The organism is Halomonas sp. B23F22_3 (genome assembly GCF_043496965.1).
Taxonomy (GTDB): Bacteria; Pseudomonadota; Gammaproteobacteria; order Pseudomonadales; family Halomonadaceae; genus Halomonas.
The window spans coordinates 419,451-446,303 of the sequence record NZ_JBIEKG010000001.1 but is presented as its reverse complement, the minus strand read 5'-3'; the positions used below and the strand labels follow the sequence as shown (position 1 = coordinate 446,303).

Annotated in this window: 23 protein-coding genes; 8 read left to right on the top strand and 15 right to left on the bottom strand. The window is 68.1% G+C overall.

Annotated features, from left to right (window positions below; translation table 11 throughout):
- Nucleotides 1–111: 111 nt before the first annotated feature.
- From glcF to glcD, 3 genes are read right to left on the bottom strand one after another with little or no spacing between them, the layout of a single operon-like run.
- Complete coding sequence (gene glcF, locus ACGTNG_RS01975) at nucleotides 112–1,344, bottom strand: glycolate oxidase subunit GlcF (protein WP_394575168.1); 1,233 nt, start codon at nucleotides 1,342–1,344, stop codon at nucleotides 112–114.
- A gap of 21 nt (nucleotides 1,345–1,365) precedes the next feature.
- On the bottom strand, nucleotides 1,366–2,469 hold the full coding sequence (gene glcE / locus ACGTNG_RS01970) for a glycolate oxidase subunit GlcE (RefSeq protein WP_394575166.1): 1,104 nt from the start codon (nucleotides 2,467–2,469) through the stop codon (nucleotides 1,366–1,368).
- 9 nt (nucleotides 2,470–2,478) lie between these two features.
- On the bottom strand, nucleotides 2,479–3,978 hold the full coding sequence (gene glcD / locus ACGTNG_RS01965; RefSeq protein WP_394575165.1) for a glycolate oxidase subunit GlcD: 1,500 nt from the start codon (nucleotides 3,976–3,978) through the stop codon (nucleotides 2,479–2,481).
- Between the two features lie 192 nt (nucleotides 3,979–4,170).
- Between glcD and glcC the strand changes: the two genes are divergently transcribed.
- Nucleotides 4,171–4,950, top strand: coding sequence for a transcriptional regulator GlcC (glcC, locus tag ACGTNG_RS01960; protein WP_394575164.1), 780 nt, complete (start codon nucleotides 4,171–4,173; stop codon nucleotides 4,948–4,950).
- A 125-nt stretch (nucleotides 4,951–5,075) separates the two neighbouring features.
- Here the strand turns inward: glcC and ACGTNG_RS01955 are convergent, their stop codons facing one another.
- Nucleotides 5,076–6,776, bottom strand: coding sequence for an L-lactate permease (locus tag ACGTNG_RS01955; protein ID WP_394575163.1), 1,701 nt, complete (start codon nucleotides 6,774–6,776; stop codon nucleotides 5,076–5,078).
- A gap of 341 nt (nucleotides 6,777–7,117) precedes the next feature.
- Between ACGTNG_RS01955 and ACGTNG_RS01950 the strand changes: the two genes are divergently transcribed.
- Nucleotides 7,118–7,825: a glutathione S-transferase family protein gene (locus ACGTNG_RS01950; protein WP_394575162.1), complete on the top strand. Its 708-nt coding sequence runs from the start codon at nucleotides 7,118–7,120 to the stop codon at nucleotides 7,823–7,825.
- Between the two features lie 186 nt (nucleotides 7,826–8,011).
- Entirely contained in the window at nucleotides 8,012–8,368 is a 357-nt protein-coding gene (locus ACGTNG_RS01945) for a phasin family protein (protein WP_394575161.1), read from the top strand.
- 153 nt (nucleotides 8,369–8,521) lie between these two features.
- Here ACGTNG_RS01945 and ACGTNG_RS01940 read toward each other — a convergent pair whose 3' ends face one another.
- Nucleotides 8,522–9,145, bottom strand: a complete 624-nt coding sequence (locus ACGTNG_RS01940; RefSeq protein ID WP_394575160.1) for a phosphoribosyltransferase — start codon at nucleotides 9,143–9,145, stop codon at nucleotides 8,522–8,524.
- Nucleotides 9,146–9,419: 274 nt separating this feature from the next.
- On the opposite strand from ACGTNG_RS01940, the gene ACGTNG_RS01935 reads away from it, so the two are divergent.
- Together ACGTNG_RS01935 and ACGTNG_RS01930 are read left to right on the top strand one after the other, a co-directional pair.
- Complete coding sequence (locus ACGTNG_RS01935) at nucleotides 9,420–10,292, top strand: hypothetical protein (RefSeq protein ID WP_394575159.1); 873 nt, start codon at nucleotides 9,420–9,422, stop codon at nucleotides 10,290–10,292.
- A gap of 183 nt (nucleotides 10,293–10,475) precedes the next feature.
- Nucleotides 10,476–11,915, top strand: coding sequence for a uracil-xanthine permease family protein (locus ACGTNG_RS01930; RefSeq protein WP_394575158.1), 1,440 nt, complete (start codon nucleotides 10,476–10,478; stop codon nucleotides 11,913–11,915).
- A gap of 196 nt (nucleotides 11,916–12,111) precedes the next feature.
- Here the strand turns inward: ACGTNG_RS01930 and uraD are convergent, their stop codons facing one another.
- Nucleotides 12,112–12,636, bottom strand: coding sequence for a 2-oxo-4-hydroxy-4-carboxy-5-ureidoimidazoline decarboxylase (gene uraD / locus ACGTNG_RS01925; protein ID WP_394575157.1), 525 nt, complete (start codon nucleotides 12,634–12,636; stop codon nucleotides 12,112–12,114).
- Nucleotides 12,637–12,836: 200 nt separating this feature from the next.
- Between uraD and uraH the strand changes: the two genes are divergently transcribed.
- The 3 genes from uraH (at nucleotide 12,837) to ACGTNG_RS01910 (ending at nucleotide 15,370) form a co-directional block, all read left to right on the top strand.
- Nucleotides 12,837–13,190 carry a hydroxyisourate hydrolase gene (gene uraH, locus ACGTNG_RS01920; protein ID WP_394575156.1) on the top strand — a complete coding sequence of 118 codons (354 nt, stop codon included), beginning with the start codon at nucleotides 12,837–12,839 and terminating at the stop codon, nucleotides 13,188–13,190.
- A 73-nt stretch (nucleotides 13,191–13,263) separates the two neighbouring features.
- Entirely contained in the window at nucleotides 13,264–14,505 is a 1,242-nt protein-coding gene (locus ACGTNG_RS01915; RefSeq protein ID WP_394575155.1) for a urate hydroxylase PuuD, read from the top strand.
- 124 nt (nucleotides 14,506–14,629) lie between these two features.
- Nucleotides 14,630–15,370, top strand: a complete 741-nt coding sequence (locus ACGTNG_RS01910; RefSeq protein WP_394575154.1) for a GntR family transcriptional regulator — start codon at nucleotides 14,630–14,632, stop codon at nucleotides 15,368–15,370.
- A gap of 71 nt (nucleotides 15,371–15,441) precedes the next feature.
- Here ACGTNG_RS01910 and ACGTNG_RS01905 read toward each other — a convergent pair whose 3' ends face one another.
- The 9 genes from ACGTNG_RS01905 to ACGTNG_RS01865 form a co-directional block, all read right to left on the bottom strand.
- Complete coding sequence (locus ACGTNG_RS01905) at nucleotides 15,442–16,917, bottom strand: amidohydrolase family protein (protein ID WP_394575153.1); 1,476 nt, start codon at nucleotides 16,915–16,917, stop codon at nucleotides 15,442–15,444.
- A 23-nt stretch (nucleotides 16,918–16,940) separates the two neighbouring features.
- Nucleotides 16,941–18,134 (bottom strand): amidohydrolase family protein, encoded by a 1,194-nt coding sequence (locus ACGTNG_RS01900; protein ID WP_394575152.1) that lies wholly within the window; start codon nucleotides 18,132–18,134, stop codon nucleotides 16,941–16,943.
- 25 nt (nucleotides 18,135–18,159) lie between these two features.
- Complete coding sequence (locus ACGTNG_RS01895) at nucleotides 18,160–18,849, bottom strand: flavin reductase family protein (RefSeq protein ID WP_394575151.1); 690 nt, start codon at nucleotides 18,847–18,849, stop codon at nucleotides 18,160–18,162.
- 33 nt (nucleotides 18,850–18,882) lie between these two features.
- Nucleotides 18,883–19,974: an ABC transporter ATP-binding protein gene (locus tag ACGTNG_RS01890; protein WP_394575149.1), complete on the bottom strand. Its 1,092-nt coding sequence runs from the start codon at nucleotides 19,972–19,974 to the stop codon at nucleotides 18,883–18,885.
- A 13-nt stretch (nucleotides 19,975–19,987) separates the two neighbouring features.
- A complete protein-coding gene (locus ACGTNG_RS01885) occupies nucleotides 19,988–21,028 on the bottom strand; it encodes an ABC transporter ATP-binding protein (protein WP_394575148.1) in 1,041 nt (346 codons plus the stop codon).
- Nucleotides 21,029–21,039: 11 nt separating this feature from the next.
- Complete coding sequence (locus tag ACGTNG_RS01880; RefSeq protein WP_394575147.1) at nucleotides 21,040–21,975, bottom strand: ABC transporter permease; 936 nt, start codon at nucleotides 21,973–21,975, stop codon at nucleotides 21,040–21,042.
- Between the two features lie 11 nt (nucleotides 21,976–21,986).
- Complete coding sequence (locus ACGTNG_RS01875; RefSeq protein WP_394575146.1) at nucleotides 21,987–22,976, bottom strand: ABC transporter permease; 990 nt, start codon at nucleotides 22,974–22,976, stop codon at nucleotides 21,987–21,989.
- A gap of 72 nt (nucleotides 22,977–23,048) precedes the next feature.
- Nucleotides 23,049–24,623: an ABC transporter substrate-binding protein gene (locus tag ACGTNG_RS01870; protein ID WP_394575145.1), complete on the bottom strand. Its 1,575-nt coding sequence runs from the start codon at nucleotides 24,621–24,623 to the stop codon at nucleotides 23,049–23,051.
- Nucleotides 24,624–25,377: 754 nt separating this feature from the next.
- Nucleotides 25,378–26,829, bottom strand: a complete 1,452-nt coding sequence (locus ACGTNG_RS01865; protein ID WP_394575144.1) for an NCS1 family nucleobase:cation symporter-1 — start codon at nucleotides 26,827–26,829, stop codon at nucleotides 25,378–25,380.
- Nucleotides 26,830–26,853 lie beyond the last annotated feature (24 nt).

Sequence of the window (26,853 nt, the reverse complement as noted above, 5' to 3'; positions counted from 1 at the left end):
AGCGGGGAGGCGCTATGAATACATCCTTGTACGCTACCGACGCCATCCCTGGCGTAGGACCTCCCCGTCTGCTTGCCACCGACGCCCCTCGTTATGAATGTGAGGCGAGCATCATGCCAGTGCCTCGTCGACGATCTCGATCCAGTGGCGCACCGGCGTACGGTTGGCGCCGGCCAGGTGGGTCTGGCAGCCGATGTTGGCCGTGACGATCACCTCTGGATTGCCGGCCTCCAGCGCATCGAGCTTGTTGTCGCGCAGCTCGGTGGCGAGCGCCGGCTGGGTGACCGAGTAGGTGCCGGCCGAGCCGCAGCAGAGGTGGGCGTCCTGGACCGGGGTGAGGGTGAAGCCGAGCCCGCGTAGCACCTGCTCCACGGCGCCGTTGAGCTTCTGGGCGTGCTGCAGGGTGCAGGGGCAGTGGAAGGCGAGCCGCCGGCCCTCCTTCACCTCCAGGCTCGCGAGGTCCTCGTCGCGCAGCACCTCCACGAGGTCCTTGGCCAGGGCGCTGATGCGGGTCGCCTTCTCGGCGTAGTCGGGGTCGTCGGCGAGCACCTCGGCGTACTCCTTGACCATCGCCCCGCAGCCGCTGGCCGTCTGGACGATGGCCTCGCAGCCCGCCTCCACGTGGGGCCACCAGGCGTCGATGTTGGCGCGCATGCGCGCTCGCCCGGCTTCCTGGGCGTTGAGGTGGTAGTCGATGGCGCCGCAGCAGCCGGCCTCCGGCGCCGGCGTCAGGCCGATGCCGAGGCGGTCGAGCACCCGGGCGGTGGCGGCGTTGGTATTGGGCGAGAGCCCGGGCTGCACGCAGCCCTCGAGGATCAGCATCTGTCGCGCGTGGCGGTTGCCCTCGGGGCGCACGCCGGCATCCACCGGGGCTGGCGGCATCTTGTCGGCGAGCGTGCCGGGCACCAGCGGTCGGAAGGTCTGGCCCAGCTTGAGCAGCGCCTTGAAGCGCGCGGGCTCGACCAGCGCCTTGCGCAGCCCGAGACGCAGGGCGCGTTCGGCGGGCCGGCGCGGCACCCGCCGCTCGATCTCGGCGCGGCCGATGTCGAGCAGCTTGTGATACTCCACCCCGGAGGGGCAGGTGGTCTCGCAGTTGCGGCAGGTGAGGCAGCGGTCGAGGTGCAGCCGCGTCTCCTCGGTGACCCGATGGTCGTCGTCGCGGCTCTCGAGCATCTCCTTCATCAGGTAGATGCGCCCGCGGGGGCCGTCGCGCTCGTCGCCCAGCAGCTGATAGGTGGGGCAGGTGGCATTGCAGAAGCCGCAGTGCACGCAGCTGCGCAGGACCCGGTCGGCCTCGCGGATGTGCGGCTTCTGGAGGTCTTCCTCGGTAAAGTGCGTCTGCATCTCGGGCGTTCCCTTCAGGTCTCAGAGTGCCGCGTAGAGTCGGCCAGGATTGAAGATGCCCTTCGGGTCCAGCTGGGCCTTCAGGGCGCGGTGGTACTTCTCCACCACGGGTTCCAGCGGCATGAAGGGGTCGGCCTGGCCAGCTCCCTCGCGGTTGCCCAGGCAGGTCGCGTGGCCGCCGGCGCGGGCGCAGGCCTCGCGCAGGGTGTCCGCGTCGAGGTCGCTGCGCAGCCAGCGCTGGGTGCCGCCCCAGTCGTAGAGCAGGTCCGCCTCCTCGACGCCGGGCAGGTCCAGCGACGGGGTGTTGTGGGGCAGCGAGAGGCGCCACAGGGGGCGCGCGTCCTCGCGGGAGAAGAAGCCCAGGCGCTGCTCGCGCAGCGCTTCCCAGAAGTCGTCGTCCAGGTCGTCGCCGCCCAGCCGCTCGCGGGTGGCGGCCACCGAGCTCGGCCCACCCTCCAGGCGCAGGTGCAGGGCACCCTCGAGCCAGGCGGCGGCGGTGAGGGGCAGCGGCGAGCGGCCCCACTCGGCGAGCCTCGCCATGGCCTCGGCCCGGGGCATCTCCAGGCGCAGGCTGTGGCGGGCGCCGGGGCGCGGCAGCACCTTGAGCGACACCTCGGTGACCAGTCCCAGGGTGCCCTGGGCGCCGACCATCAGCCGCGACAGGTCGTAGCCGGCGACGTTCTTCATCACCTCGCCGCCGAAGCGCTGCTGCTGCCCGTCCTGGGTGATCAGGCGGATGCCCAGCACGAAGTCGCGCACGCTGCCGGCCCAGGGGCGGCGTGGGCCAGAGAGGCCGGTGGCGACCATGCCGCCCACGGTGGCGTTTGCGCCAAAGTGGGGCGGCTCGCAGCCGAGCATCTGGCCCTGCTTGGCCAGGGCGGCCTCGAGCTCGGCCAGGGGCGTGCCGGCGCGCACCGAGACGATCAGCTCTACCGGGTCGTAGGAGGTGATGCCGCGGTGCTCACGGGTCGAGAGCGTCTCGCCCTCGACGGGGCGACCGTAGAAGGCCTTGGTGTCACCGCCGACGATGCGCAGCGGGGTGCCCGCCTCGGCGGCCCGGCGCACGCGCTCGCCGAGCGCCTCGCTGATGTCCTGGTCGGTCGATGTGGAACGTGTCTCGGCCATGGAAATTCCTCAGAATCGGGGCAGCTCGGGGTGCGGGAGCTCGTTGTTGTGGACGTGCATGGCGCCGAACTCGGCGCAGCGGGCGAGCGTCGGGATGTTCTTGCCCGGGTTGAGCAGGCGGTCGGGGTCGAAGGCCGCCTTCACCGCATGGAAGACGCTCAGCTCGTTCGGCGCGAACTGGGCGCACATCTGGTTGATCTTCTCGCGGCCCACCCCGTGCTCGCCGGTGATCGAACCGCCCGCCTCGACGCACAGCTCGAGGATCTTGCCGCCGAAGGCCTCGGCCTGCTCCAGCTCGCCTTCGCGGTTGGCATCGAAGAGGATCAGCGGGTGCATGTTGCCGTCGCCGGCGTGGAAGACGTTGGCGACGCGCAGGCCATACGCCTCGGAGAGCTCGGCGATGCCCTTGAGCACCCGCGGCAGCTCCCGGCGGGGGATGGTGCCGTCCATGCAGTAGTAGTCCGGCGACATGCGCCCCACCGCCGGGAAGGCATTCTTGCGCCCGGCCCAGAACAGTGCGCGCTCGGCCTCGTCGCGGGCCTGCTGGATATCGGTGGCGCCGGCCTTCTCGAGCACCGCGCGCACGGTGGCGCAGTCGTCGTCGACGTCGGCCTCCACGCCGTCGAGCTCGCAGAGCAGGATGGCCTCGGCCTCGACGGGGTAGCCGGCCTTGACGAAATCCTCGGCGGCGCGGATGGCGAGCTTGTCCATCATCTCGAGCCCGCCGGGGATGATGCCCGCCGCGATGATGTCGCCGACCGCCTGGCCGGCCTTCTCGACGTCGTCGAAGCTTGCCATCAGCACCTTGGCGGTCTCGGGCTTGGGCAGCAGCTTGACGGTGATCTCGGTGACCACGCCGAGCATGCCCTCGGAGCCGGTGAACAGCGCCAGCAGGTCGAGGCCCGCGGCGTCCAGCGCCTCGCTGCCGAGCGTCATGCGCTCGCCCTCGATGGTGATCACCTCCACCTTCATGACGTTGTGCACGGTCAGCCCGTACTTCAGGCAGTGCACGCCGCCGGCGTTCTCGGCGACGTTGCCGCCGATAGAGCAGGCGATCTGCGACGAGGGGTCGGGGGCGTAGTAGAGCCCATAGGGCGCCGCCGCCTCGGAGATGGCCAGGTTGCGCACGCCGGGCTGGAGGCGGGCGATGCGGGCATCCGGGTCGACGTCGAGGATGCGATTGAAGCGCGACATCACCAGCAGCACGCCCTGCTCCAGCGGCAGCGCGCCGCCTGAGAGGCCGGTGCCGGCGCCGCGGGTCACCACCGGCACGCCGAGTGCTCGGCAGCGCTTCATCAGCGTCTCGACCTGCTCGAGGGTCTCGGGCAGCGCCACCAGCATCGGCAGCACGCGATAGGCCGAGAGGCCGTCGCACTCGAAGGGGCGCAGGTCCTCCTCGCGGTGCAGCAGCGTGAGACCCGGCGCCGAGCGCTCAAGGTCGGCCAGGACCTCGGCCTTGTCGGTGGGGACCAGCTCGCCGTCGAGCCGTTCGTCGTAGAGGATGTTCATGGGGCTTCCTCGCTAGCGTGCCCATTGCCCACCCGGGCCGGGCACATGACCTGTGTCGCACCAATCTGTGCCTTAATGGGGGGCGTGTCCAGTCTCTGGTTCGCTGGTCAGACCAGTCGTTGGTAGTATTGTGGAAAGTTTTTCCACAATACACCCTTGAGGCTTGCCCTGGCATCCCCGGAGAGCACGATCATGCCCCGTTACCATGAAGAGCTGCGGATCACCTCGCGCACGCCCGACGCCATCGCGGCCCGGCTCGAGGAGCTGATCCTCGACGGCGTGTTTCGCCCGGGCCAGCTGCTGCCCTCGGAGCGGCGGCTCAGCGAGCGCCTGCAGGTGTCGCGTGCTTCCCTGCGCGAGGCGTTACGAACGCTGCGCAGCAAGGGCGTCATCGATACCCGCCAGGGGCGGGGCTCGGTGGTCGCCCCGCTGGTGGCGACGCCGCTGGATTCCCCGCTGATGCACCTCTTTCGCGACCACCCGCGGACCCTGTTCGACCTGCTGGAGGTGCGGGCGCTGCTCGAGGGCGAGTCGGCGAGCCTGGCGGCCAGTCGCGGCACGGCCTCGGACCGGGTGCTGATCACCCGCCGCTACCGGGAGATGGTCGACTACGTGGAGAGCGCCGAGACGATCGAGGCCGAGCGCCTGGCGCGCTTCGATCACGGCTTCCACCTGGCCATCTGCCAGGCCTCCCACAACCCGGTGCTGGTCCACACCCTGCAGAGCCTGACGGACCTGCTGCTGAGCTCGGTGTTCGCCTCGGTGAAGAACCTCTATCACCGTCCCCGCTGTCGCGAGATGATCAACCGCCAGCACGCGCGGCTCTATCACGCGGTGATCGAGGGCAAGCCCGAGCTCGCCCGGCGCGCCGCCCTGGAGCACCTCTCGAGCATCGGCGAGCAGCTGGGCGAGATCGAGGCGGAGGAGCAGCGCCTGGAGCGCTCGGCCATGCGCCTGGAAGGGTGGGAGTAGCGACGCCAAGCCAAGCGCACGACGCGCTCACGAAAACGCACCGCCCCCACGGCCAGGCCGTGGGGGCGGTGCGTCGTTGTGGGCTCGCCTGGCCTCGGGCCAGGCTCACTTCAGGTCAGGGCCGATCAGCCCAGGCCCAGCAGCGGGTCGCCGATGCCCAGCACGTAGAAGGCCACCAGGCCGAGCGCGCCGGCGGCCAGGATGTAGTAGAGCGTCGGCAGGATGGTCTTGCGGATAGTCTCGCCCTCGCGGCCCAGCAGGCCCACGGTGGCGGAGGCCGCGACCACGTTGTGGATGGCGATCATGTTGCCTGCCGCGGCGCCCACGGCCTGCAGGGCGACCATCATGGTGGTGGAGACGCCGAGCTGCTGGGCGACGTTGAACTGGAAGTCGGAGAGCATCAGGTTCGAGACGGTGTTCGAGCCGGCGATGAAGGCCCCCAGGGCGCCCACGGCCGGCGCGAAGAGCGGGTAGATGCCGCCCACCCCGTCGGCGACGAGCTGCGCCATGGCCACCGGCATGGAGACCAGGTCGGCGGCGTTGACGCCCGAGTTGATCAGGATCCGCACCATGGGGATGGTGAAGATCAGCACGAAGCCCGCGCCCAGCAGGGTACGACTGGACTCGCTGAAGGCCGCCTTGAGCTCGCCCAGGCGCATGCGGTGCAGCACGGCGGTGACCAGCACCACCGCCAGCAGGATGCCGCCGGGCAGGTAGAGCGGCTGGATGCTGCCGGAGACGCCGGCCTCGCCCAGGATGTCGCTCCAGCCGAAGGCGAACGAGGTCAGGGCACTCTTGAGCGGCTCGATGGTGCGCGAGGCCACCAGGAAGACGGCCAGCAGCACGTAGGGCACCCAGCCCATGACGGTGGTGATCGGCGTCTTGCCCACCACGTCCTCGGTCTTGATCACCAGCTTGCCGATCCACTGGTCCGGCCAGGCGGAGGAGGGCGGGAAGTCCCAGGTGTCCTTGGGCAGCAGGAAGCCGCGACGGGCCGCCGGCACGACGATGGCGAGGCCGACCATGGCGCCGATCATCGACGGGAATTCCGGCCCCAGCAGCACGCCGGCCAGGGCGTAGGGCACCACGAAGGAAATGCCGGCGAAGAGCGCGAAGGGCGTGATGGAGAGCCCCTCCTTCCAGGAGCGGTTGGCGCCGAAGAAGCGCACCATGATCACCACCATGATCAGCGGCATCAGCACGCCGACGATGGCATGGATCACCGCGACCTCGCCGGCGATCAGGTGGTAGTACGCAAGCCAGCTCTGGCCGCCGGCGTCCAGGGCCTCGGTGATGCCGGCGCGGTCCAGGCCACCGGTGACCCCGACCACGATCGGCGTGCCCACCGCGCCGAAGGAGACCGGCGTGGACTGGATCATCATGCCCACCACCACGGCGGCCAGCGCTGGGAAGCCGAGCGCCACCATCAGCGGCGCGGCCACGGCGGCAGGAGTGCCGAAGCCCGAGGCGCCCTCGATGAAGCAGCCGAAGAGCCAGGCGACGATGATTGCCTGCACGCGGCGGTCCGGGCTGATGCCCGAGAAGCCGTTGCGGATGGCGGTGATGCCCCCGGAGTGCTTGAGGGTGTTGAGCAGCAGGATGGCTCCGAAGATGATCCACAGGATCGCCACGGTCAGCATCAGGCCCTGCAGGGTCGAGGCCAGGACTCGGGTAAAGCTCATCTGCCAGGCGAGCAGGCCGATGAGCGCGGTGACCACGAAGACGATCGGCATGGCGACCCGAGCGGCCATGCGCAGGCCGATCAGCAGCACCCCGGCCAGCACCAGGGGCACGAAGGCGAGCAGCGCGAGTATGGTTTCGTTCATGAAGGAGTTCCTTTCGCGTGGGAACGGTGGAGCGTTGGCGTTGCCCGCTCAGGGCATGGTGAGCGGGCGACCTTAAGCGCAAGCTGCGGCCCTGACTACTGCTGGAACATTGGTCTGACCAAAGTGGTGAGTCCCGATTGCTTCGTCGGCGGAGCGTTAAATAGCCATTCATTCAATGGCTTGTAAGCATCATTCGGCCCTTTTCCACCTCGGCAGGAGCGGGTGGTGATTAGACTAATGGGCAAGCCGCTGTCGCCGGATTACCGGGCGAGCGCGGCGTTGGCGGCGGCCGGCAAAGGCTGGCACTATCGAGGGCCCTGAACCCGACACGAGGAGGCGGCATGACACGGGTGCTCTATGATCTCTGTGGCATCGACGAGGGGCTGCGTTTCTCGCCCTTCTGCTGGCGAGTGCGCTACGCCCTGGCCCACAAGGGCCTCGAGGTGCAGACGCGCCCCTGGCGCTTCAACGACACCGAGGCCCTGGCCTTCGCCGATCACGACCGGGTGCCGGTGCTGGTCGACGGCGAGGAGGTGATCACCGACAGCTACGAGATCCTGCGCTACCTGGATCGCGCCTATCCCGAGGCGCCGCTGCTCGGCGAGGGACTGGCCCAGGCGCGGGGACGCTTCTTCAAGCACTACGCCGAGCGGGTGATGGCCCCGGCCATGCTGCGCACCATCATCATGGACCTGCTCAACGCCATTCATCCCGACGACCGAGCCTACTTCCGCGAGACCCGCGAGAAGCGCTTCGGTCGCACCCTCGAGGAGTTCCACTCCCCGGCCAAGGGGCTCGCCCAGCTGGATGCCGCCCTGGAGCCGCTGCGCGCCCAGCTCGGTGACGGTGACTTCCTCGACGGCGACGCCCCGGCCGGCGCCGACTACCTGGTCTTCGGCAACTTCATGTGGGCGCGCTGCGTCTCCAGTGCCGACCTGGTCTCCAACGCCGATCCGGTGCACGGCTGGCTCGAGCGCATGCTCGACCAGCACGACGGCCTGGGGCGCCGGGCCCTGCGCGTCACCGACATCGAAGGCGCCTATCGCTGAGCAGGCTTGTCGCGCCACGGATGTCTCTCGCCACGCCCGGCCTCGGCCGGGCGTTGTCGTTGGGGGCCTCTCGGCGTGGCGGCATCCTCCATCGGAGAGATGTTGCGCTGCACAAAACAGGCTGCTATGTTGCAATGCAGCACGGGGACACATCCCCCCGCTGTCCACTACCGATGGAGGTGTTACATGAGCAAGGCAACCACACAGCAAGCGACCGAACAGCTCGAGTCCACGTTCGTGGCACCCGCCCGCCGTCTCGGCGCCCTCAACCTCGACTACACCGAGAAGCTGGTCGCCGCCCAGTTCGACGCCGTGCGAGCGCTGACCGACCTGGGCCTCTCCCAGGCCCGCGGCTGGCTCGACGTGCGTGACGCCGAGGGCCTGAAGAAGGCCGTGGACGCCCAGCAGAAGGCCAGCCAGGACATGGGCGAGCGCCTGCGTGGCGACGCCGAGAAGATCATGAGCCTGAGCCAGGAGTACGTTCGCGAGAGCCAGAAGCTCGCCGAGGACGGCATCAAGGCCGCCACCCCGGCCACCAAGTAAGGCTCGGCCGGGCCCGCCGGATGCCTCGGTAAAGACCGGGCGAGCGGGAGCCACGCCAACGCAAACGGGCGCCACCTTCGGGTGGCGCCCGTTTGCGTGACGGGGCCGCGCTTGGCGCCTGCCGTTGCGGGGCCTCGCCCGCCCCGTCGAGGCTCAGCCGCGCTCGCGTCCCAGCAGGGCGATCACCTCCTCGTCCTCTACCTGGCCGAAGTCGGCGAAGAACTGCCCCACGGCCTGGAAGTGGGGGGAGGCCTCCAGGCAGACCACCTCGTCGGCCAGCGACTCGAGTCGTGCCACGGTATCGGGCGGCGCCGCCCCCAGGGCGGCGATCAGCCGTCGCGGGCCCCGGGCCCGCAGGGCGGTGAGGGCCGCCGCCATGGTCGCACCCGTGGCGCTGCCGTCGTCCACCACCACCACGATGCGTCCCTGGGGATCGATGGCCGAGCGCACCGGGGTATAGCGCCGGCGGCGCTCCTCGATCAGGGCGCGCTGGTGTTCCACCTCTCGATTCACCGCATCCTCGCGGTAGTAGGCGGCGGCGGGCTCCAGGGCCACGCGGCCGTTTTCGTCGACCGCGCCAATCGCATACTCGGGGTTGCCCGGCGCGCCCACCTTGCGCACCAGCACCACGTCCAGCTCGCCGTTCAAGGCATCGGCCATCCGTCGTCCCATGGGCACCGCGCCGCGGGGGATGGCCAGGATCAGCGGGTTCTCGGTCTTGAGGTGGGCGAGGCGGTCGATGAGGTGCTCGGCCGCTTCGCGGCGATCACGAAACATGGCGGGCTCCCGGCTGGCAGGTGTCCTCTCAGTGTAGGTCCTCGCCGCCGCTTCTTGCCGGGTGTCTCGTCCCGCCGGTCGGCTGCCTGGCGGGCTCCGGGCGACCACCTGACCGGGAAGTGTGTCCCGTTTATGTATTTATCGGAAATTATTTCCAGTATACAAAATTGTTAGGTAGTGTTGGACATGTTGTCCGTCGGATGGCGACACCCCATGGGTGCCGCGTCGCTACGGAATGGTCTCGGTATAACACCAACAACCGGAGATGCTCGTCATGTTCCAACGCTCCTCCCAGCCGCTGGTCGCGGGCGCGGCCCTGTGCCTCGCCCTCGCCTCCGTCTCGGCCCAGGCCGCCACCTGGAGCGATACCGCCATCGGCTATCGCTACGGCACCCAGTTCCAGGAACCCGGCAATGACGAGGACGTGGCCAAGCACGTCCTGCAGTTCACCCACGCGAGCGGCTACTCGCTGGGCCAGAACTTCTTCAACCTCGAGCTGCTGCAGTCCGACAGCGCCGACCCCGCCCGCAACAGCGAGGAGGGCGCCACCGAGGCCTATCTGGTCTATCGCCACCAGCTGCACGCCGGCAAGGTGTTCGACGCGCCGCTGGCCTTCGGGCCGGTGAAGGACGTGGCGCTGAGCGGCGGCTTCGATCTCAATACCAAGAACACCGCCTTCGCCCCGCGCAAGCGCCAGCTGCTGCTGGGGCCAACCCTGAAGTTCGACGTGCCCCGCGGTTTCCTCGACCTGAGCCTCTTCACCTCCTACGAGTGGAACCACTGCGGCCTCGATTTCCCGGGCTCCTGCACGTCACCGGGCAACGAGACCGATATCAGCTTCGATCCCTACTACCAGCTCAACCTGGCCTGGGGCCTGCCGTTCGAGGCGGGGGAACTGCCGATGAAGTTTCAGGGCTTCTTCAACCTCAACGGCGCGAAGGGCGAGGACTACGTCGGTGACGAGACCGCGACCGAGCAGCTGATGCGCACCTCGCTGATGCTCGATGCGGGGCAGCTGGCCGGCATGGGGGAGAACACCCTGTGGGTCGGCGCCGGCTACGAGTACTGGCGCAACAAGTTCGGCAATCAGGACAAGCCGGGCGTGGATACCGATGCCCTGATGCTCCAGCTGGAGTGGCACCTCTAACCGGGGTGGGTGAGGTCGCCGGCCTCACACCCCGCTGCTGGTGGCAAATGTATACGTTTGCTGGTGCCCGTTGTGTACGACTTTGTATCTAGTTGCATTTCAAATCGTATGACAATGTGGCAGCTTGACTGGCATACAACAATTGCCGCTCCCTCCCCTCATAACAACAGCTGTGGTCCAAGCATGCCAACCAATCCCAGGAACACCTCGATCTTCGATTTCCACGGCAGGCCACCTCTCGGGAAGGCCCTGCCGCTCTCCCTGCAGCACGTGCTGGCGATGATCGCCGGCGTCATCACCCCGCCGATCATCATCGCCGGCGTGGTCGGCGCCACCCCGGGTGAGAAGCTGCTGCTGATCCAGATCGCCGTGCTGGCCTCGGGGATCTGCACCCTGTTCCACCTCTATGGCGTCTGGAAGTTCGGCGCCCGCCTGCCGGCCATCTTCGGCGTGGGCTTCGCCTACGTGCCGACCCTGATCGCGGTGGGCGGCCAGTTCGGCATCGAGGGCATCCTCGGCGCCCAGCTGGTGGGCGGCATCACCATGATGGTGGTGGGCTACTTCATCCAGTACATCCGCCATCTCTTTCCGCCGGTCGTCGCGGGCACCGTGGTGCTGGTCATCGGCCTGTCGCTCTACGACATCTCGATTCGCTACATGGCCGGCAGCGGCAACGTCAACGCGCCGAACTTCGGCGAGCCGCTCAACTGGATGGTGGGGATCGTCACGCTGCTGACGGTGCTGGCGGCCTCCCAGTTCGGGCGCGGCGTGGTCAAGCTCTCGGCGATCATCGTCGGCATCGTGGTCGGCTACCTGCTGTCGCTGTCGCTCGGCATGGTCAGCTTCGAGGCCGTGGCCAACGCCCGCTGGATCGCCGTGCCGGAGGTGATGCCCTTCGAGATGGAGTTCCACACCGCCGCCATCGTCTCCATGGTGGTGATCTGCGTGATCAACTCGGTGCAGACCATCGGCGATCTCTCGGCCACCAGCGTGGCGGGCATGAACCGCGAGCTGAAGACCAAGGAGCTGACCGGTGGCCTGCTGGGCAATGGCCTGACCACCGCGGCGAGCGCCTTCTTCGGCGCTCTGCCGACCTCCACCTTCAGCCAGAACGTCGGCATCGTGGCCATGACCAAGGTGATCAGCCGCTCGGTGCTGGCCATCGCCGGCGTGTTCATGCTCGCGGCCGGCCTCAGCCCCAAGTTCGGCGCCATCATGACCACCATCCCCTACCCGGTGCTGGGCGGGGCCACCATCACGGTGTTCGGCATGATCACCATGACCGGCATCCAGCTGCTGATCAAAGACGAGCTCTCCGCCCGCAACATGACCATCGTCGGGCTGGCGCTGGCGCTGAGCCTGGGCATCTCCTCGGTGCCGTCGGCCATCGAGCAGTTCCCGGCGATGCTGCAGAACGTGATCGGCGGCGCGCCCATCGTGGTGGCGGCGATCACCGCCTTCGTGCTCAACATCGTGCTGCCGAAGAAGTCGCTGTCGGATGAGGCGCGGGAGCGTGAGGAGATCGCCAAGGCGGATGCCGAGGCGGCCGACGCCAACGCCGAAGCGTCGGATGGTGGCGATGACCCGGGCCGTGCCGCCCGGGTGGCGAGCGCCACCAAGTAGCACGACCGGTAAGCAGGCGAGCGCGGATGCCCGGCTGATGAGCGGCCGGCCATCCGCGTCGGCGTGTCCGAGGGAATGATGGCGCCGCGCCCCCGGCACATCACGGCGGGGCATAAAAAAACGAGCCGCCGGCAGGCCGGCGGCTCGTCGATGCGGGGGCGGTCTCGGCGTGTGCCCAAACGCCGACCGCCTGGGCTCAGCCCAGGCGGGCCTGCAGGCGGAAGCGGGCGATGCGGTTGATCTGCTCGACCGCGGTGCGGCGCTCCTCGGCCGGGTCGTTCTCCAGGCGCGTCTCGAAGGCGGCCAGGATGTCATGACGGTCGTTGCCCTTGACGGCCATCACGAAGGGGAAGCCGAACTTCTTTTTGTAGGCGGCGTTGAGGCGCTCGAACCGCGCCATCTCCTCGGGGGTGCACTGGTCCAGGCCGGCGCCGGCCTGCTCGCGGGTGGAGTCATCGGTGAGCTCCCCGGCGATGGCCGCCTTGCCGGCCAGGTCCGGGTGCGCGCGGATCACCTCGAGCTGACGCTCGGGGCTGGCGCCGGCGAGCACCCGACCCATGGCCTCGGCCAGGCCCTCGGGCGTGTCCTGTTCGCTGCCCAGGCCCTGCTGCCAGGCCAGCTCGGCGACCCAGGGGGAGTGCTCGTAGATCTCGCCGTACTGCTCGACGAAGCGCGCCTGATCGAGCTCGCTGGGGCGAGGGGAAAGGGTGTTGTCGCTCATGCCGTGACCTCCATTGCGGGTGGTGATGCGTGTCTCGCAAGACAGATTTAGACTGTATACAAAAAATGCTTTGAAATGTACTCCCTTTCGAGCTAAAAATGTGTGTATAGACATCCGGGAGGACGCTCCGGCCGTCGCCATACACTTGCCCGCCGGTCACCCGCGCCACGGGAGCCGGCTACCGCGTAGAGGAGAGACTCATGGGACGCTTGACCACACATGTGCTGGATACGGCGCAGGGCCGCCCGGGGCAGGGCATTCGCATCGAGGTCTATCGCCTCGAGGGCGAGAGCCGCAGCCGGATCGGTGAGGTCGTGACCAACGATGACGGCCGCTGCGACGCGCCGATCCTGGAGGGCGAGGCCTTCACCGCGGGCGAGTACGAGCTGGTCTTCCATGCCGGCGAGTACCTCGATCGCCAGGGCCTGGCCGGCGACACCCCGCGCTTTCTCGACGTGATCCCGCTGCGCTTCGGCGTCGCCGACGCCTCGCAGCACTATCACGTGCCGCTGCTGGTATCGCCCTACAGCTACTCCACCTATCGCGGCAGCTGATCCCCTCGGCGCCGCTGGCCCGGGTCCCCCTGCCCGGGCGATGACTAACAACGCACAAGACGAGAGCTGACTCATGCAAGCGTATCTACTGGACTTTGCCAACCTCCTGCTGCGGTGGTTGCACGTGATCGCCGCCGTGGCCTGGATCGGTGAGTCCATCTACTTCGTGATGCTGGATAACGGCCTGCGTCCGCCCAAGGCCGACGAGGACAAGAAGAAGGGCGTGTTCGGCGAGATGTGGGCCGTGCACGGCGGTGGCTTCTACCACAACCAGAAGTACGCCAGCGCCCCGGCGAAGCTGCCCGCGGACCTGCACTGGTCGTTCTGGAAGGCCTACACCACCTGGCTCTCCGGCTTCGGCCTCTTCGTGCTGCTCTACATGACCAATCCCGGCTTCTACCTGGTCAACCCGGGCAGCGACTGGGCCTGGGCCGCCGAGATGACCGGCTGGCAGGCCAATGCCGTGGCGCTGCTCTTCCTGCTGTCGGGCTGGGTGATCTACAACGAGCTGTGCAAGCGCATCAGCCCCAACATGGAACGCGACGGTATCCTGAGCCTGGCCGTGGCGGTGATGATGGTGGTGGTCGCCTACCTGAGCACCCAGATCTTCGCCGGCCGCGCCGCCTTCCTGCTCACCGGTGCGGTGATGGCGACGGCCATGTCGGCCAACGTCTTCTTCTGGATCATTCCGGGTCAGCGCCGCATGGTGAAGGCGATGAAAGCCGGCGAGACCCCGAACCCCATCGACGGCAAGCGCGGCAAGCAGCGTTCGGTTCACAACACCTACTTCACGCTGCCGGTGGTGCTGCTGATGCTCAGCAACCACTACTCCTTCACCTACACCCATGAGCTCTCCTGGGTGATCATGGCGCTGTTCATCTTCGCCGGCGCGCTGATTCGCCAGTTCTTCGTGCTGATGCACGCGGGCTCCATCCAGCCGGCCTACCCGGCCGCGGGTGTGGCGCTGATCCTGGTGGCGATCTGGGTCGGTGCGCCGAGCGGCAACGACGGCGTGGCCACCGCCTCTACCGGAGCGCCCGCGGTCAGCGGCGAGGAGCGGGTGCTCGCCGCCTCGGGCTCGCTCGGCGAGGTGCATGCGATCATCGAGCAGCGCTGCGTGAGCTGCCACGCCCAGTCGCCCGAGCATGCCGGCTTCGCGGCGGCGCCGGCGGGGGTGATCCTCGAGACCGAGGATCAGCTGCTGCGCCAGATCGACCAGGTCAAGCAGGTGGTGGCGAGCGGCTACATGCCGCTGGGCAACATCACCCAGATGACCGACGAGGAGCGCGCGGCGGTGGCCGACTGGACCCCGTAAGTCGAGGTCCTGGCCCTGCGTCGCCGTCAGCCGCCCGCCTTTTTGGCGGGCGGCTGTCGTGTTGGGGGCCGAAAAGCGTATACAATGATCGACAAATCGGGTTTTCCACGGAGGCGTAGCGTCCATGAACCAGCGTCAGTTCGTTGCCGGGGGCAAGTCCAGCGACGGCGGCGGTCGCCCCGGCAAGAACGGCGACGGCCCCAAGCGTCACGAGGCGATCTACCAGTCGATCAGCGATGCGATCATCGAGCACCGCCTCAAGCCCGGGGCGCGCCTGCGCGAGGATGCCCTGGCCGAGGTGTTCGGCGTCAGCCGCACCGGGATCCGCAAGATCCTGCAGCGCCTGGCCCTTGAGCAGCTGGTGACCCTGACGCCGCGCCGCGGGGCCAGCGTGACGCGGCCCACCGCCGACGAGGCCAAGGACGTCTTCGATGCGCGGCTGATGGTCGAGTGCGGCCTGATGCCCGAGATCGCCCGGCGCATCACCGCCGAGGACCTGGCCGCGCTGCGCGACATGGCACAGCGCGAACGCCAGGCCCTGAAATCCGGCGAGCAGAGCACGGCGATCCGGCTCTCGGCGGATTTCCACACGCGCCTGGCGAGCATCTCCGGCAACGCCACCCTGGCCGACTTCGTCGAGCGGCTCTGCTCGCGCTCCTCGCTGATCCTCGCGGTCTACGGCAACGCCGGCCACTTGGGCTGCGAGTCCCACGACCACGACGACCTGATCGGCTACCTGGAGGCCGGCAACGGCGAGCGGGCCGAGGCCTTCATGGGCCGCCACCTGAAGGCGATCGAGGCCTCGCTGTCGATCCACGTCGAGGAGGACGAGGCGCCTGACCTGTTCGAGATCTTCTCCGGCTAGTGCCGCCCCCGCCGCGCGAACGACGACGCGCCCCGTGCCATCGGCACGGGGCGCGTCGCGTTTGGGGGGCGCTACAGGGAGGTGCGGCGCACCGGGAAGGCGCCGGGGAAGATCTCGTGTGCCGGCGGGTGGAGGTGGGTGCGCTCCGGGTAGGAGGCGCGCAGGCGATCGAACTGGCGCTGGGCCTGGTCGGCCAGGCGAGGCAGATCGAGGCCGCGGATCCGGCGGTCCTGCATGACCGTGCGGCCGTTGACGATGACCCGCGTGAAGTCCCGCCCGGAGCCGCTCATGATCATGGTCTGGATGGGGTCGATGAGCTGGCCGAGGTGGAAGCCGCCGAGGTCGAAGACCGTGATGTCGGCCCTGGCGCCCGGCGCGAGCCGGCCCAGATCGGGGCGGTTCAGCGCCTTCGCCCCGGCCAGGGTGGCGGCGGTGTAGTAGTCGGCCGCCGAGCAGGCCGACTCGTCGCCCTCCACCAGCCGGGTGGCCATGATGCCGGTGTGCAGGTTGGTGATGACGTCGGGGGGGAAGGTGTCCGTGCCCAGGCCGACGTTGATGCCGCGGCGCCGCATCCTGGCAAACGAATCCATGAAGTGGCCCATGCGCGCGCTCACCAGCGGGCACTGCACCAGGGTGGCCTGTGACGCCGCCAGGGCGTCGAGGTCCCGCTCGACGCTCGCCGGCGTCGGCCGGTGGCCGCCGAGGCGGATGCCGTGGGGCAGCAGGGCGCGGCGGTCCAGGAAGCCGAGTTCGTCCAGCACGCCGATCGAGGAGCGGCCGAAGCGCGCCTGCATCGTCTCGACCTCCAGCGGCGACTGGCAGCAGTGCAGGCGCACGGGACAGTCCAGCGAGCGGGCGGCCTCGGCCGTGCGCTCTAAAAGCTCCCGGGTGCAGCACTCGATGCGGTCGGGGGCCAGCATGCCGCGCACCAGGCCGTCGGCGTAGCCCTCGTAGTCCTTGACGAAGGCGATGGCGGCCTCGAGGCCGTGCCTGCCCCGCGCCTCGTCCCAGTGGATGTCGAAGCGCCCGTCGGGATGGACCACCGAGGCGCCGGTGCGGTAGGCCGGCCCCAGGTAGAGGCGGATGCCGAGCTCGGCGCCGATCGCCGCGGCGCGGGCGAACTCGGTGTAGGTCTCGTCCCACTCCCGGTAGAGCAGCGAGGTGATGGGCAGCGCCGTGGTCACGCCGTTGAGCAGCAGCTGGGCGAAGGCGTACTCCTTCTTGGCGTCCTCCTCCTCCGCGGTGTAGGCCTCCCGCGGGCCGCGCTCGACGTAGCTGCTGGCCCAGACCCGGCCGTGGCGCCAGCCCGGCGCGTTGTCGAAGCCGAGCACCGTGGAGTCGAGGTCCGCCAGGGCGTCCAGGTCGATGAAGCCGGGGCCGATTAGGGCGTTGCCGGCGTCGATGCGCTCGTCTACCGGCCCGTCGTAGCCGAAGCCGACGTGCACGATGGTGTCGCCCTCATAGACGACCTCCCCGCCGGGGAGGATGACATGCCCCTCGCCGTCGTAGCCGACGACGTAGCGGCCGGTGATCAGTGTCCTCGTCATCGAGGCCTCCTGTGGGGTATCGGTCATTCTCGGACCAGGCAGTCGCCGTCGGCGGCCACCAGCCGGCCGCCCTTGATCACGGCGATGCGCGGGGCGCGGTTCATCATCGCCTCGACGCGGGTCTCGCCTTCCACCACGACGAGGTCGGCCCGGCAGCCCGGTGTGACCCCGTAGGCCTCGGCCTCCATGACCGTCGCCCCGCCGTGGGTGACGATGCCGAGGGTGTCCTCGAGATCCTCGTCGCGTCGGAAGCCGCTGCGAAAGCCGACCAGCATGGCGCGCTCCAGCATGTCGGCGTTGCCGTAGGGCCCCCAGGAGTCGCGGATGCCGTCGGAGCCGCAGCACAGCGTGACGCCGGCATCGAGCAGGCGGCGAACGGGCGGGAATTCGATGTGGCCCGGGCCGTGGGTCATGATGGCGATGCGGTTGTCGAGCAGCAGACCGGTGAGCTGCTCGAGGTAGGCGTCGTCGACCATGCCCAGGCAGAAGGCGTGGCTCACCGTCACCCGCCCCTGCATCCCCAGCGCCGCGGTGCGCTCGGCGATCAGCTCCAGGGCGAAGGCGCCCAGCATGCCGGGTTCGTGCAGGTGGATGTCCACGCCGCGGCCCTGCTGCTCGGCGAGGGCGAAGATGCGGTCGAGATGCCCGACGGGGTCGCGGTCCATGCTCGAGGGATCGATGCCGCCTACCAGGTCGGCGCCGACGCGCAGCGCCTCGGCCATCAGCTCCCGGGTGCCGGGGCGCACCAGCAGCCCGCTCTGGGGAAAGGCGACGATCTGCAGGGTCAGGGCGTCGCGGAAGCGCTCCCGGGTCGCCAGCACCCCCTCGAGGTGGGCCAGGCCGACGTCGGTATCGATGTCGACGTGGGTGCGGATATGGGTGGTGCCCATGGCGATGGCCTGGCGCACCTGGTTGGCCGACTGCTCGGCCGGCGAGTAGCCGAGCCGGTGGCGGACCTCGCGCTCGTTGGCGATGCGCTCGGCGATGGTGGGACCGGCGCTGTGGCGGTGCCACGGCTGGCCCCAGTGGGTCTTGTCGAGGTGGGTGTGGGCATCCACCAGGCCGGGGAGCAGGAGGCCGCCCCGGCCGTCCACGACGCGCGCCTCGGGCGCCTCGAGGGCGGGGCCGACGCGGCTGATGTGGCCGTCACGGATCAGCACGTCCTGGGCCTCGCCCTCGAGGGGGCGGACGTTGCGCAGTAGCAGGGTGGTCGACATGTACGTCTCCTTGTCGTGTCGAGGGCTAGTCGATGTCGTGGCTCATGACGGGGGTGGCGCAGGCCGCGGCGGCGCCGTGCTCGGCCACGCTCACCTGGGCGGTGCGCCACTGCTCCAGGCTCGGCCGGGGCAGCTCGAACTGCGTCTCGGCGTAGAGGTAGGCGTCGGCGTGCAGGCGCGCCAGGGGATGGTAGGCCTCGGGGCGGACCCGCAGCGTGGCCGGGTCGATGTACTCGTCCTGCACATGCATGTGCAGCACCTCGCCGACGATCACCGAGCGGTTGGGGTACTCCAGCGACTCGGTCTTGCGACACTCCAGGGCCACCGGCGCCTCGAGGATGCGCCCGGCGCGCAGGTGACGGCTGGGCGCCAGGGTCAGCCCCGCGGCCGAGACCTCGTCCTCCTCGGGGGCGAAGTCCAGGGAGGTGGTGATCATGTGCGGTGCGATCCGCTCGTTGACCAGGTTCACCACGAACTCCCCGCTGTCGTGGATGTTGCGGGTGGTGTCCTTGAAGCGCCCGTCCGGGCGGTGCTGGATGCCCAGGATCAGGATCGGCGGCTCGTCGCCGAACACGTTGAAGAAGCTCATCGGCCCGGCGTTGGACACCCCCTCGGCATCGACGGTGGTGACGAGGGCGATGGGGCGCGGCACGATGAAGCTGACCAGCAGCTTGTAGCGCTCCTGCTTGTTCAGTTGGCTGAAATCGAAGTCCATAATCTCTTCCTTCTGGAGTCTCTCGAGCAGGGCTCAGTCGGTGGCGATGAGTCGCCCTTCCTCGACGGCATGGCAGGCGACGAAGCCGCGCTCGACGTTGTGGATCGGCAGGGGCACCTCCTGCTGGCAGCGCGGTGTGGCGTGCGGGCAGCGCGGATGGAAGGCGCAGCCGCTGGGCGGATCCAGCGGGCTCGGGACCTCGCCGCCCACCGGGGTGCGTGCCCGGCCGGTCATCTCCAGGTCGGGGATGGAGTCGAGCAGCATGCGGGTGTAGGGGTGCTGGGGCCGGCGGAACAGCTCGTGCTTCTCGCCGACCTCGACGAGCCGCCCCAGGTACATGACGCCCACCCGGTCGGAGATGTGGTAGACCACCGAGAGGTCGTGGCTGATGAACAGGTAGGTGAGCTCGTGCTGCTGCTGCAGCTCCTTCATCAGGTTGAGGATCTGCGCCTGCACCGAGACGTCCAGGGCCGAGGTCGGCTCGTCGCAGACGATGAACTCGGGATTGCTGGCCAGCGCCCGGGCGATGGAGATGCGCTGGCGCTGGCCGCCCGAGAACTCGTGGGGGTACTTCTCGCTGTCCTGGGCGTTGAGGCCGACCCCCTCGAGCAGCTCCCTGACCCGCCGGTTGATCGCGGCCTTGTCGTCGAGCAGGCCGAAGGTGCGGACCGGCTCGGCGATGATCTCGCCCACCCGCCAGCGCGGATTGAGGCTGGCATAGGGGTCCTGGAAGATCATCTGCAGCCGGTGGCGCACGGCGTCCATGTCCCGCCGGCTGTGGCGGGCGATGTCCTGGCCCTCGAACTCGATGCTGCCCTCGGTGGTGCCGTTGAGTCCCACGACCAGCTTGGCGATGGTCGACTTCCCGCAACCGGACTCGCCGACCAGGCTGAAGGTCTCGCCGCGATAGATCTCGAAGTCGACGCCGTCCACGGCCTTGACGATCTGCCGGCCCTTGCGCTCCAGCAGGCGGTTGAGCAGCGGCGGCGAGACGTCGAAGTGGCGCTTCAGGTTTGTGATGCGAAACACCGGCTCGACCGCGGCGGCGCGGTCTCGTGCGCCCGGTGCGGATGACGACGTGGCGGCCTCGCGCCGGGTCGGTGTCATGGTTTCGGTCATGTTCATGGTCCCTGCCTCCTCAGTCTTGGTGCTCGACGAGCGTGTCGGCGGTGGCGCGCGCGGGCGAGGCCTGGGCGGCGCCCTCCTCGACGAGCCAGCAGGCGGCCGTACCCTCGCCGGCCGCCATCAGGTCCGGGCGTTCGACGCGGCAACGCGAGACGGCGTGCGGACAGCGCGGGTTGAAGGCGCAGCCCGGGGGGATCGCCGTCAGCCGCGGCATGGAGCCCTCGATCTGCTCCAGGCGCTCCACGTCGTGGAGCACGGTGGGAATGGAGTTCATCAGCCCCTGGGTGTAGGGGTGCTTGGCGGATTTCACGACCTCGGCGACGGGACCGACCTCGACCAGGCGGCCGGCGTACATGACCGCCACGCGGTCGGCGGCCTCGGCGATCACCCCCATGTCGTGGGTCACCAGCATCACGGCGGTGCCATGCTCGCGACACAGGCGCTTGAGCATGGTGATGATCTGCGCCTGCACCGAGACATCCAGGGCGGTGGTCGGCTCGTCGGCGATCACGAGCTTGGGGTCGGCGCACAGCGCCAGGGCGATGACCACGCGCTGGCGCATGCCCCCCGAGAACTGGTGCGGGTACTGGTCGATGCGCGTCTCCGGCGCCGGCAGGCCGACCTCGGCGAGCAGCTCGATGGCGCGCTTTCGCGCCTGGGCCTTGCTCATCGGCAGGTGGGTGCGGATGGTCTCGATGAGCTGGCGGCCGACCGTGTAGAGCGGGTTCAGGCTGGTCAGCGGGTCCTGGAAGATGGCGCCGATGCGCCGGCCGCGCAGGCGGCGCATCTCGTCCTGGGAGAGGGTGTCGATGCGCTGGCCCTCGAGGCGGATCTCACCGCCCGAGATGCGCCCGGGGCGCTCCAGCAGGCCGGTGATCGCGGTGCCGGTGAGCGACTTGCCGGCGCCGGACTCACCGACCACGCCGAGGATCTCGCCCGGGGCGATCTGCAGCGAGACGCCGTCGATCGCCTTCAGGGCGCCGTGGCGAGTGTCGAACTCGATGTGCAGATCCTTCACGTCGAGCACGGGGGAGGTGTTGTTGTGGTCTGTCATGATCGCCTCGCTCAGCGCAGTTTGGGGTTGAGGGCGTCGCGGAGCCAGTCGCCCAGCAGGTTCACCGACAGCACCAGCAGCACCAGCACGGCGGAGGGGAAGATCACGACCCACCAGACCCCGGAGAACAGGAACTCGTTGCCGATGCGGATCAGTGTGCCGAGCGAGGGTTCGGTGGGCGGCATGCCCACGCCCAGGAAGGAGAGGGCGGCCTCGATCAGGATGGCGATCGCCAGGTTCACCGTGGCCACCACCAGGATCGGGCCGATCACGTTGGGCAGGATGTGCTTGGCCATGATCGCGCGGGAGCGCAGGCCGATGACCCGGGCGGCCAGCACGTATTCGCGGTTCTTCTCGACCAGGGTGGAGCCGCGCACGGTGCGCGCGTACTGCACCCAGGTGGTCAGGCCGATGGCGAGTATCAGCACGAAGATCACCGCGTCGTGCTGCATCTCCGGGGGCAGCACGCCGCGGGCCACGCCGTTGATCAGCAGCGCCACGAGGATCGGCGGGAAGCTGATCATGACGTCGGCGATGCGCATGATCAGTGCATCGACGGTGCCGCCCACGTAGGCGGCCAGCAGGCCCAGGCAGACTCCCAGGGTCATGGCGAAGGCCACGCTCGCCAGGCCCACCAGGATCGAGATGCGGGCGCCGTAGAGCAGCGCCGAGAGCACGTCGCGCCCCTGGCCGTCGGTGCCCAGCAGGAAGGCCGGGTCGCCGCCCGCCACCCAGGCGGGGGGCAGCTCGCTGTTGAGCAGGCTCAGGGTGCTGACGTCGAAGGGATCGTGGGGCGCGATCCAGGGGGCGAAGATCGCCGCCAGGATCAGGGTGACCACCACCACGAAGGCGACGATGGTGATCGGTGAGCGACGGAAGCTGTAGAACAGGTCACTGTCGATGAACCTGCGCCAGTCGTCGTTGAGGCGTTGGGTTACGGTACTCATGGTGGGACTCCTCAGGCGCCGGTGGTGTTCTTGCCCGCATCGACGCGCAGGCGCGGATCGACCACGAAATAGAGCATGTCGACGATGGTGTTAATGACCACGAAGATCAGCGACACCATGACCAGGTAGGCGGACATCACCGGGATATCCACGAAGCTCACCGCCTGCATGAACAGCAGCCCCATGCCCGGCCACTGGAAGACGGTCTCGGTGATGATGGCGAAGGCGATCAGGGCGCCGATCTGCAGGCCGGTGATGGTGATCACCGGCATCAGGGTGTTGCGCAGGGCATGGCCGAAATGCACGGCCCGGTTGGTCAGCCCGCGCGCCCGGGCGAAGCGGATGTAGTCGGTCTTCAGGACCTCCAGCATCTCGGCCCGGACCAGGCGCATGATCAGGGTGATCTGGAACAGCGACAGGGTGATCACCGGCATGATCAGGGCCTTGATGCCGCTGACGGTCAGCAGCCCGGTGCTCCAGCCGCCGATCTCCACGACCTCGCCGCGCCCGAAGGAGGGCAGCCAGTTGAGCCACACCGAGAAGACCAGGATCAGCAGGATGCCGGTGACGAAGGTCGGCACCGAGATGCCGGTCAGCGAGACGCCCTGGAACAGGTGGCTCAGCCAGCTGTCGCGCCGCAGGGCGGTGTAGACGCCCATGGGAATGCCGATCACCAGCGACAGCACCACCGCGGCGAAGACCATCTCCATGGTGGCGGGTAGCCGCTCGGCGATCAGGTCCGAGACCGGCCGCTGGTTGCGATAGGAGATGCCGAAGTCACCCTGCACCGCATTGGTGACGAAGTGGCCGAACTGCAGCGGCAGCGGCTCGTTGAGGCCGAGCCGCTCCTGCAGTTCGGTGCGCTGCTCGAGCGTCGCGTCCTGGGGCAGCATGTTGGTGACCGGATCACCGACGAAGCGGAACATGCTGAAGGCGATGAAGGCGACCGTGAGCATGACCAGCGCGCCCTGCAGCAGCCTGCGAATCAGGAATGCAATCATGATATTGCCCTATCCCGTTGGATGGTGAGGGGGAGCGACGGCCCGATGCGGGCCGTCGCCTGCCAGCGAGGCTCAGTCGACGGTGGCGTACCACAGGCGCACCTTGTTATCGGGCGTCTGCGGCAGCTGGATGTTGTCGTTGGCGGCCCAGATCAGCGGCTGCTGGTGGAGGGGGATCAGCGGGACCTCGGCCTTGGTGAGCGCGAAGGCCTCGCCGATCATCGCCAGGCGCTCCTGCTCGTCCTGGGCGACGGAGATCTTCTCGACCAGGGTGTCGACCTCGGCGTTTTCATAGCCGCCGGGGTTCCAGGCGCCGTACTTGTCGTGGGGGCTGGTCAGTACCTGGGAGAGGATGCTGAAGGAGTCGAGCATCGGCAGGGTGGCCCAGCCGAACATCCAGACGTCGGAGCCGCCGTTCAGGGCCGTCTGCCAGTGGTTGCTGGCATTGCGCGCATTGACCCGGGTCTCGACGCCGACCCGCGCCCACATGGCGGCGATCGCCTGGCAGATCTCCTCATCACGCACGTAGCGATCGTTGGGGCAGTCCAGGCCGATGCTGAAGCCGTCGGGGTAGCCGGCCTCGGCGAGCAGCTGCCGCGCGGCCTCGGGATCATAGGGGAAGCGCTCGTCGAGCTCGGCGACGTGGCCGGGCACGGCCGGGGCCACCGGCAGGGCCGCGTTGCGCGACTTGCCGCGCATCAGCTTGTCGCGGATCAGCTCCATGTTGATGGCCTGGTAGAGCGCCTTGCGCACCCCGACGTCGCGCAGCGGATTGTCGCCGGCCCCGCCGTCCGCCAGGGTCTCCGGGGTCTGGTTGAGCGCCAGCATGATGGTGCGCAGCCCCGGGGTCTCGAGGATCTGGAAGCCCGCGGCATTCTGCAGGCGGGAGATGTCCTGCAGCGGCACGCTCAGCATCATGTCGATCTGCCCGGAGAGCAGGGCCGAGACCCGCGTCGCGTCCGAGGCGATGGGGGTGAACTCGATGCGCGTCAGGTTGTGCTCCGCCTCGTCCCACCACTGTTCATTGACGGTCAGCACCGTCTCGGCATCGGGACGGCGGGTGTCCAGCACGAAGGGGCCGGTGCCGTTGGTGTGCGTGGTGGCATAGCTCTGCTCTCCCTTGCTGGGGTCGACGGGATTGAGCGCGCCGTGCTCGTCCATCCACGTCTTGTCGAGGACATAGACGTTGGTGAGGTCGTTGAGCAGCAGGGGGTAGTTGCCGTTCAGGTGGATGTCGACGGTGTACTCGTCGACCTGCTCGACCTTCGCCACGGCGGGCAGGTTGCCGCGGATCGGCGAGTCCGGGTGGGTCGCCCGCGTGAGCGAGGCCACCACGTCCTCGGCGGTGAAGGCGCTGCCGTCGTGGAACGTCACCCCCTCGCGCAGGGTGAAGCGCCAGCGGTCGGGTTCCACCGCTTCCCAGCCGGTGGCCAGCGCCGGCTCGATCTCCAGCGCCTTGTTGTAGCGCACCAGCGGCTCGTAGATATGGTGCAGGAAGGCCAGCGTCGGGCTGATGGCCTGTCCGTGGGGGTCCATCGAGTAGACGTCGGAGGTGTCTGCCCAGGTGATGGTCTTCGCGTGAGCCGCGCCGGTCGCCATGCAGGTGGCGAGCAGCGTCATGGCCAGGGTCTTTTCAATGGGTTTCATGGTTGACTCCCAGGAGTTGTTGTTGTCGATTCCACCGTTGCTCTCGATTCCTGTCGATTGGGGTGGCTCCTCAGGTGGTGGGATGGTGGGTGGGGTTTTTGCCTCTTTTTTACGATGTTTGACGGATCCCCTATGGGATCGTTATGACAGTTAACACCCGTGAATTAATGGCTAATAGGTCCAGTTTTTTGTCCCGATTGGTGCCAGATATTTTCTGCCTTATGTCGTGTCATATATCGTAATGTCGATCAAAAAATCGAAGAAAGATTATTTCGAGAAAACCAGAAGATTGTCCGCCGCTATCATGTCGATGATGGCCAGGAAGTCGTTGCCAGTTGTATACAGTGATGGTCGCTCAGTGAAGGGCGGTTATGTCGCTATATTACCATTTTAAAAGAGTTTTTCTTGAGATGAGGGTGGGCATGGGCCGGCAGGCGACATGCGGCCATGTTGCCGAAGGGGGCGATGAAGTCGGGGGAGGATGGCTGGAGGGGGTCGGGAGGTGATTGGCTCGGAAAGGCGAGCGTTTTATTCGGAATTTATCGCGAGAAAGCGGCTAGGTATAAGAAGAGTAGGCGCCGGAAGATATCTCGTTAAGGAAGGCGGGGTTTTCGGTAAGAGAGGCGGGCGAATAGAGGCGTGGGGAGTGAAAGCCTTCTGGAAGGCCGAGAGCCAATAGCGGCGCCCCGGGTCGTGAGTCCGGGGCGCCGATCATGGCGAGTGATGTCGTCAAGCGTGGCCCTGGGGCGTCGCCTCAGGAGTGCACGGGAATCGACTCGCGCTGGGAGCGCATCAGCAGGTAGTAGAAGGCGCCACCCAGCGCGGCCCCGATCAGCCAGGCATAGCCGCCCAGCGCCTCGAGGGCCGGCACCCAGACCGAGGAGACCGAGAACAGCGCGGCCAGGCCGAAGGCGGCGAGCGCCCGCTTGTTCCAGCCCTTGACGTAGTGGTAGGCGCCGTCGGGGTCGCTCGAGAACATGTCCTGGATGTTCAGGCGCTGGCGCTTCACCAGGTAGTAGTCGACCACGATGATGCCGTAGAAGGGAGCCACGATGGCACCCAGGGCGTTGACGAAGCCGGCGATGCCGATCTGGCTGATCAGCGAGACCCACAGTGCCCCGACGAAGAAGGCCACCCCGGCGGTGATCAGGCCGCCGATGCGAAAGCTGATCTTGCGCGGGAAGAGGTTGGCCAGGTCGTAGGCCGGCGGAATGAAGTTGGCCACCAGGTTGATGCCCACGGTGGCGGCGAAGAAGGTGATCGCGGCGATGATGGTCAGCGGCAGCGAGTCGACCCGCTCGATGATGTCCGAGGGGTTGGTCAGGGTCTCGCCGAACAGCGCCAGGGTGCCGGCGGTGATGATCAGCGCGATGAACGAGAAGAAGGCGACGTTGAGCGGCAGGCCCAGCAGGTTACCGAGCTTCATCTCGCGCTCGCTCCTGACGAAGCGGGTGAAGTCGCCGAAGTTGATCACCACCGCGGCGAAGTAGGCGATCATGGTGCCGGTGATGGCCAGGAAGGCACCGATGGCGCTGCCCTGGTACTCGCTCTCGCCGCCGAAGATGGTGCCCACCGCGGGCAGCAGGTCGCTGCCGGCCTGGAACCAGACGATGATCATCAGCGCCACCATCACCACGTAGACCAGCGGCCCCGCCCAGTTGAGGAAGTGCTTGATCTTCTCGATGCCCTGCCAGAAGAGCGCGATCTGGAAGACCCAGACGATCACGAAGGAGAGCCAGCCGATGGGCGACATGCCGAGGAACTCGCCGCCGGGGTCGCCGAACAGTGCGGTGAGCAGCAGCGCCATCGCGGTGGAGGCGAAGTAGGTCTGCACCCCGTACCAGAAGATGCCGATGATGGCGCGCAGCATCGCCGGGAAGTTGGCGCCGCGCACCCCCATGCTGGCGCGGATCATCACCGGGAAGGGCACGCCGTACTTGACGCTCGGCTTGCCGGTCAGGTTGACCAGCCACATCACCACGACGCCGGCCAGGATGATCGCCGCCATCACCGCCCAGCCGTTGAGGCCGTAGGAGATGAACAGCGAGGCCGCCAGGGTGTAGCCGAACAGGCTCTGGATGTCGTTCGACCAGACGTTGAAGATCTCGAACCAGCCCCAGTTGCGGTCGCGTTTCTTGATCGGGGCCAGGTCCTCGTTGTAGAGGCTCGGGTCGCGATGCTGGATCTCCAGCTGTTGGTCCGTCATGTCCGTCATGGAAAGAGGCCTTGT

What these genes read in the sequence shown, in the direction of transcription:
- glcF (WP_394575168.1), bottom strand. Translation starts at nt 1,344, where the DNA reads ATGCAGACGCACTTTACCGAGGAAGACCTCCAGAAGCCGCACATCCGC.
- glcE (WP_394575166.1), bottom strand. Translation starts at nt 2,469, where the DNA reads ATGGCCGAGACACGTTCCACATCGACCGACCAGGACATCAGCGAGGCG.
- glcD (WP_394575165.1), bottom strand. Translation starts at nt 3,978, where the DNA reads ATGAACATCCTCTACGACGAACGGCTCGACGGCGAGCTGGTCCCCACC.
- glcC (WP_394575164.1), top strand. Translation starts at nt 4,171, where the DNA reads ATGCCCCGTTACCATGAAGAGCTGCGGATCACCTCGCGCACGCCCGAC.
- ACGTNG_RS01955 (WP_394575163.1), bottom strand. Translation starts at nt 6,776, where the DNA reads ATGAACGAAACCATACTCGCGCTGCTCGCCTTCGTGCCCCTGGTGCTG.
- ACGTNG_RS01950 (WP_394575162.1), top strand. Translation starts at nt 7,118, where the DNA reads ATGACACGGGTGCTCTATGATCTCTGTGGCATCGACGAGGGGCTGCGT.
- ACGTNG_RS01945 (WP_394575161.1), top strand. Translation starts at nt 8,012, where the DNA reads ATGAGCAAGGCAACCACACAGCAAGCGACCGAACAGCTCGAGTCCACG.
- ACGTNG_RS01940 (WP_394575160.1), bottom strand. Translation starts at nt 9,145, where the DNA reads ATGTTTCGTGATCGCCGCGAAGCGGCCGAGCACCTCATCGACCGCCTC.
- ACGTNG_RS01935 (WP_394575159.1), top strand. Translation starts at nt 9,420, where the DNA reads ATGTTCCAACGCTCCTCCCAGCCGCTGGTCGCGGGCGCGGCCCTGTGC.
- ACGTNG_RS01930 (WP_394575158.1), top strand. Translation starts at nt 10,476, where the DNA reads ATGCCAACCAATCCCAGGAACACCTCGATCTTCGATTTCCACGGCAGG.
- uraD (WP_394575157.1), bottom strand. Translation starts at nt 12,636, where the DNA reads ATGAGCGACAACACCCTTTCCCCTCGCCCCAGCGAGCTCGATCAGGCG.
- uraH (WP_394575156.1), top strand. Translation starts at nt 12,837, where the DNA reads ATGGGACGCTTGACCACACATGTGCTGGATACGGCGCAGGGCCGCCCG.
- ACGTNG_RS01915 (WP_394575155.1), top strand. Translation starts at nt 13,264, where the DNA reads ATGCAAGCGTATCTACTGGACTTTGCCAACCTCCTGCTGCGGTGGTTG.
- ACGTNG_RS01910 (WP_394575154.1), top strand. Translation starts at nt 14,630, where the DNA reads ATGAACCAGCGTCAGTTCGTTGCCGGGGGCAAGTCCAGCGACGGCGGC.
- ACGTNG_RS01905 (WP_394575153.1), bottom strand. Translation starts at nt 16,917, where the DNA reads ATGACGAGGACACTGATCACCGGCCGCTACGTCGTCGGCTACGACGGC.
- ACGTNG_RS01900 (WP_394575152.1), bottom strand. Translation starts at nt 18,134, where the DNA reads ATGTCGACCACCCTGCTACTGCGCAACGTCCGCCCCCTCGAGGGCGAG.
- ACGTNG_RS01895 (WP_394575151.1), bottom strand. Translation starts at nt 18,849, where the DNA reads ATGGACTTCGATTTCAGCCAACTGAACAAGCAGGAGCGCTACAAGCTG.
- ACGTNG_RS01890 (WP_394575149.1), bottom strand. Translation starts at nt 19,974, where the DNA reads ATGAACATGACCGAAACCATGACACCGACCCGGCGCGAGGCCGCCACG.
- ACGTNG_RS01885 (WP_394575148.1), bottom strand. Translation starts at nt 21,028, where the DNA reads ATGACAGACCACAACAACACCTCCCCCGTGCTCGACGTGAAGGATCTG.
- ACGTNG_RS01880 (WP_394575147.1), bottom strand. Translation starts at nt 21,975, where the DNA reads ATGAGTACCGTAACCCAACGCCTCAACGACGACTGGCGCAGGTTCATC.
- ACGTNG_RS01875 (WP_394575146.1), bottom strand. Translation starts at nt 22,976, where the DNA reads ATGATTGCATTCCTGATTCGCAGGCTGCTGCAGGGCGCGCTGGTCATG.
- ACGTNG_RS01870 (WP_394575145.1), bottom strand. Translation starts at nt 24,623, where the DNA reads ATGAAACCCATTGAAAAGACCCTGGCCATGACGCTGCTCGCCACCTGC.
- ACGTNG_RS01865 (WP_394575144.1), bottom strand. Translation starts at nt 26,829, where the DNA reads ATGACGGACCAACAGCTGGAGATCCAGCATCGCGACCCGAGCCTCTAC.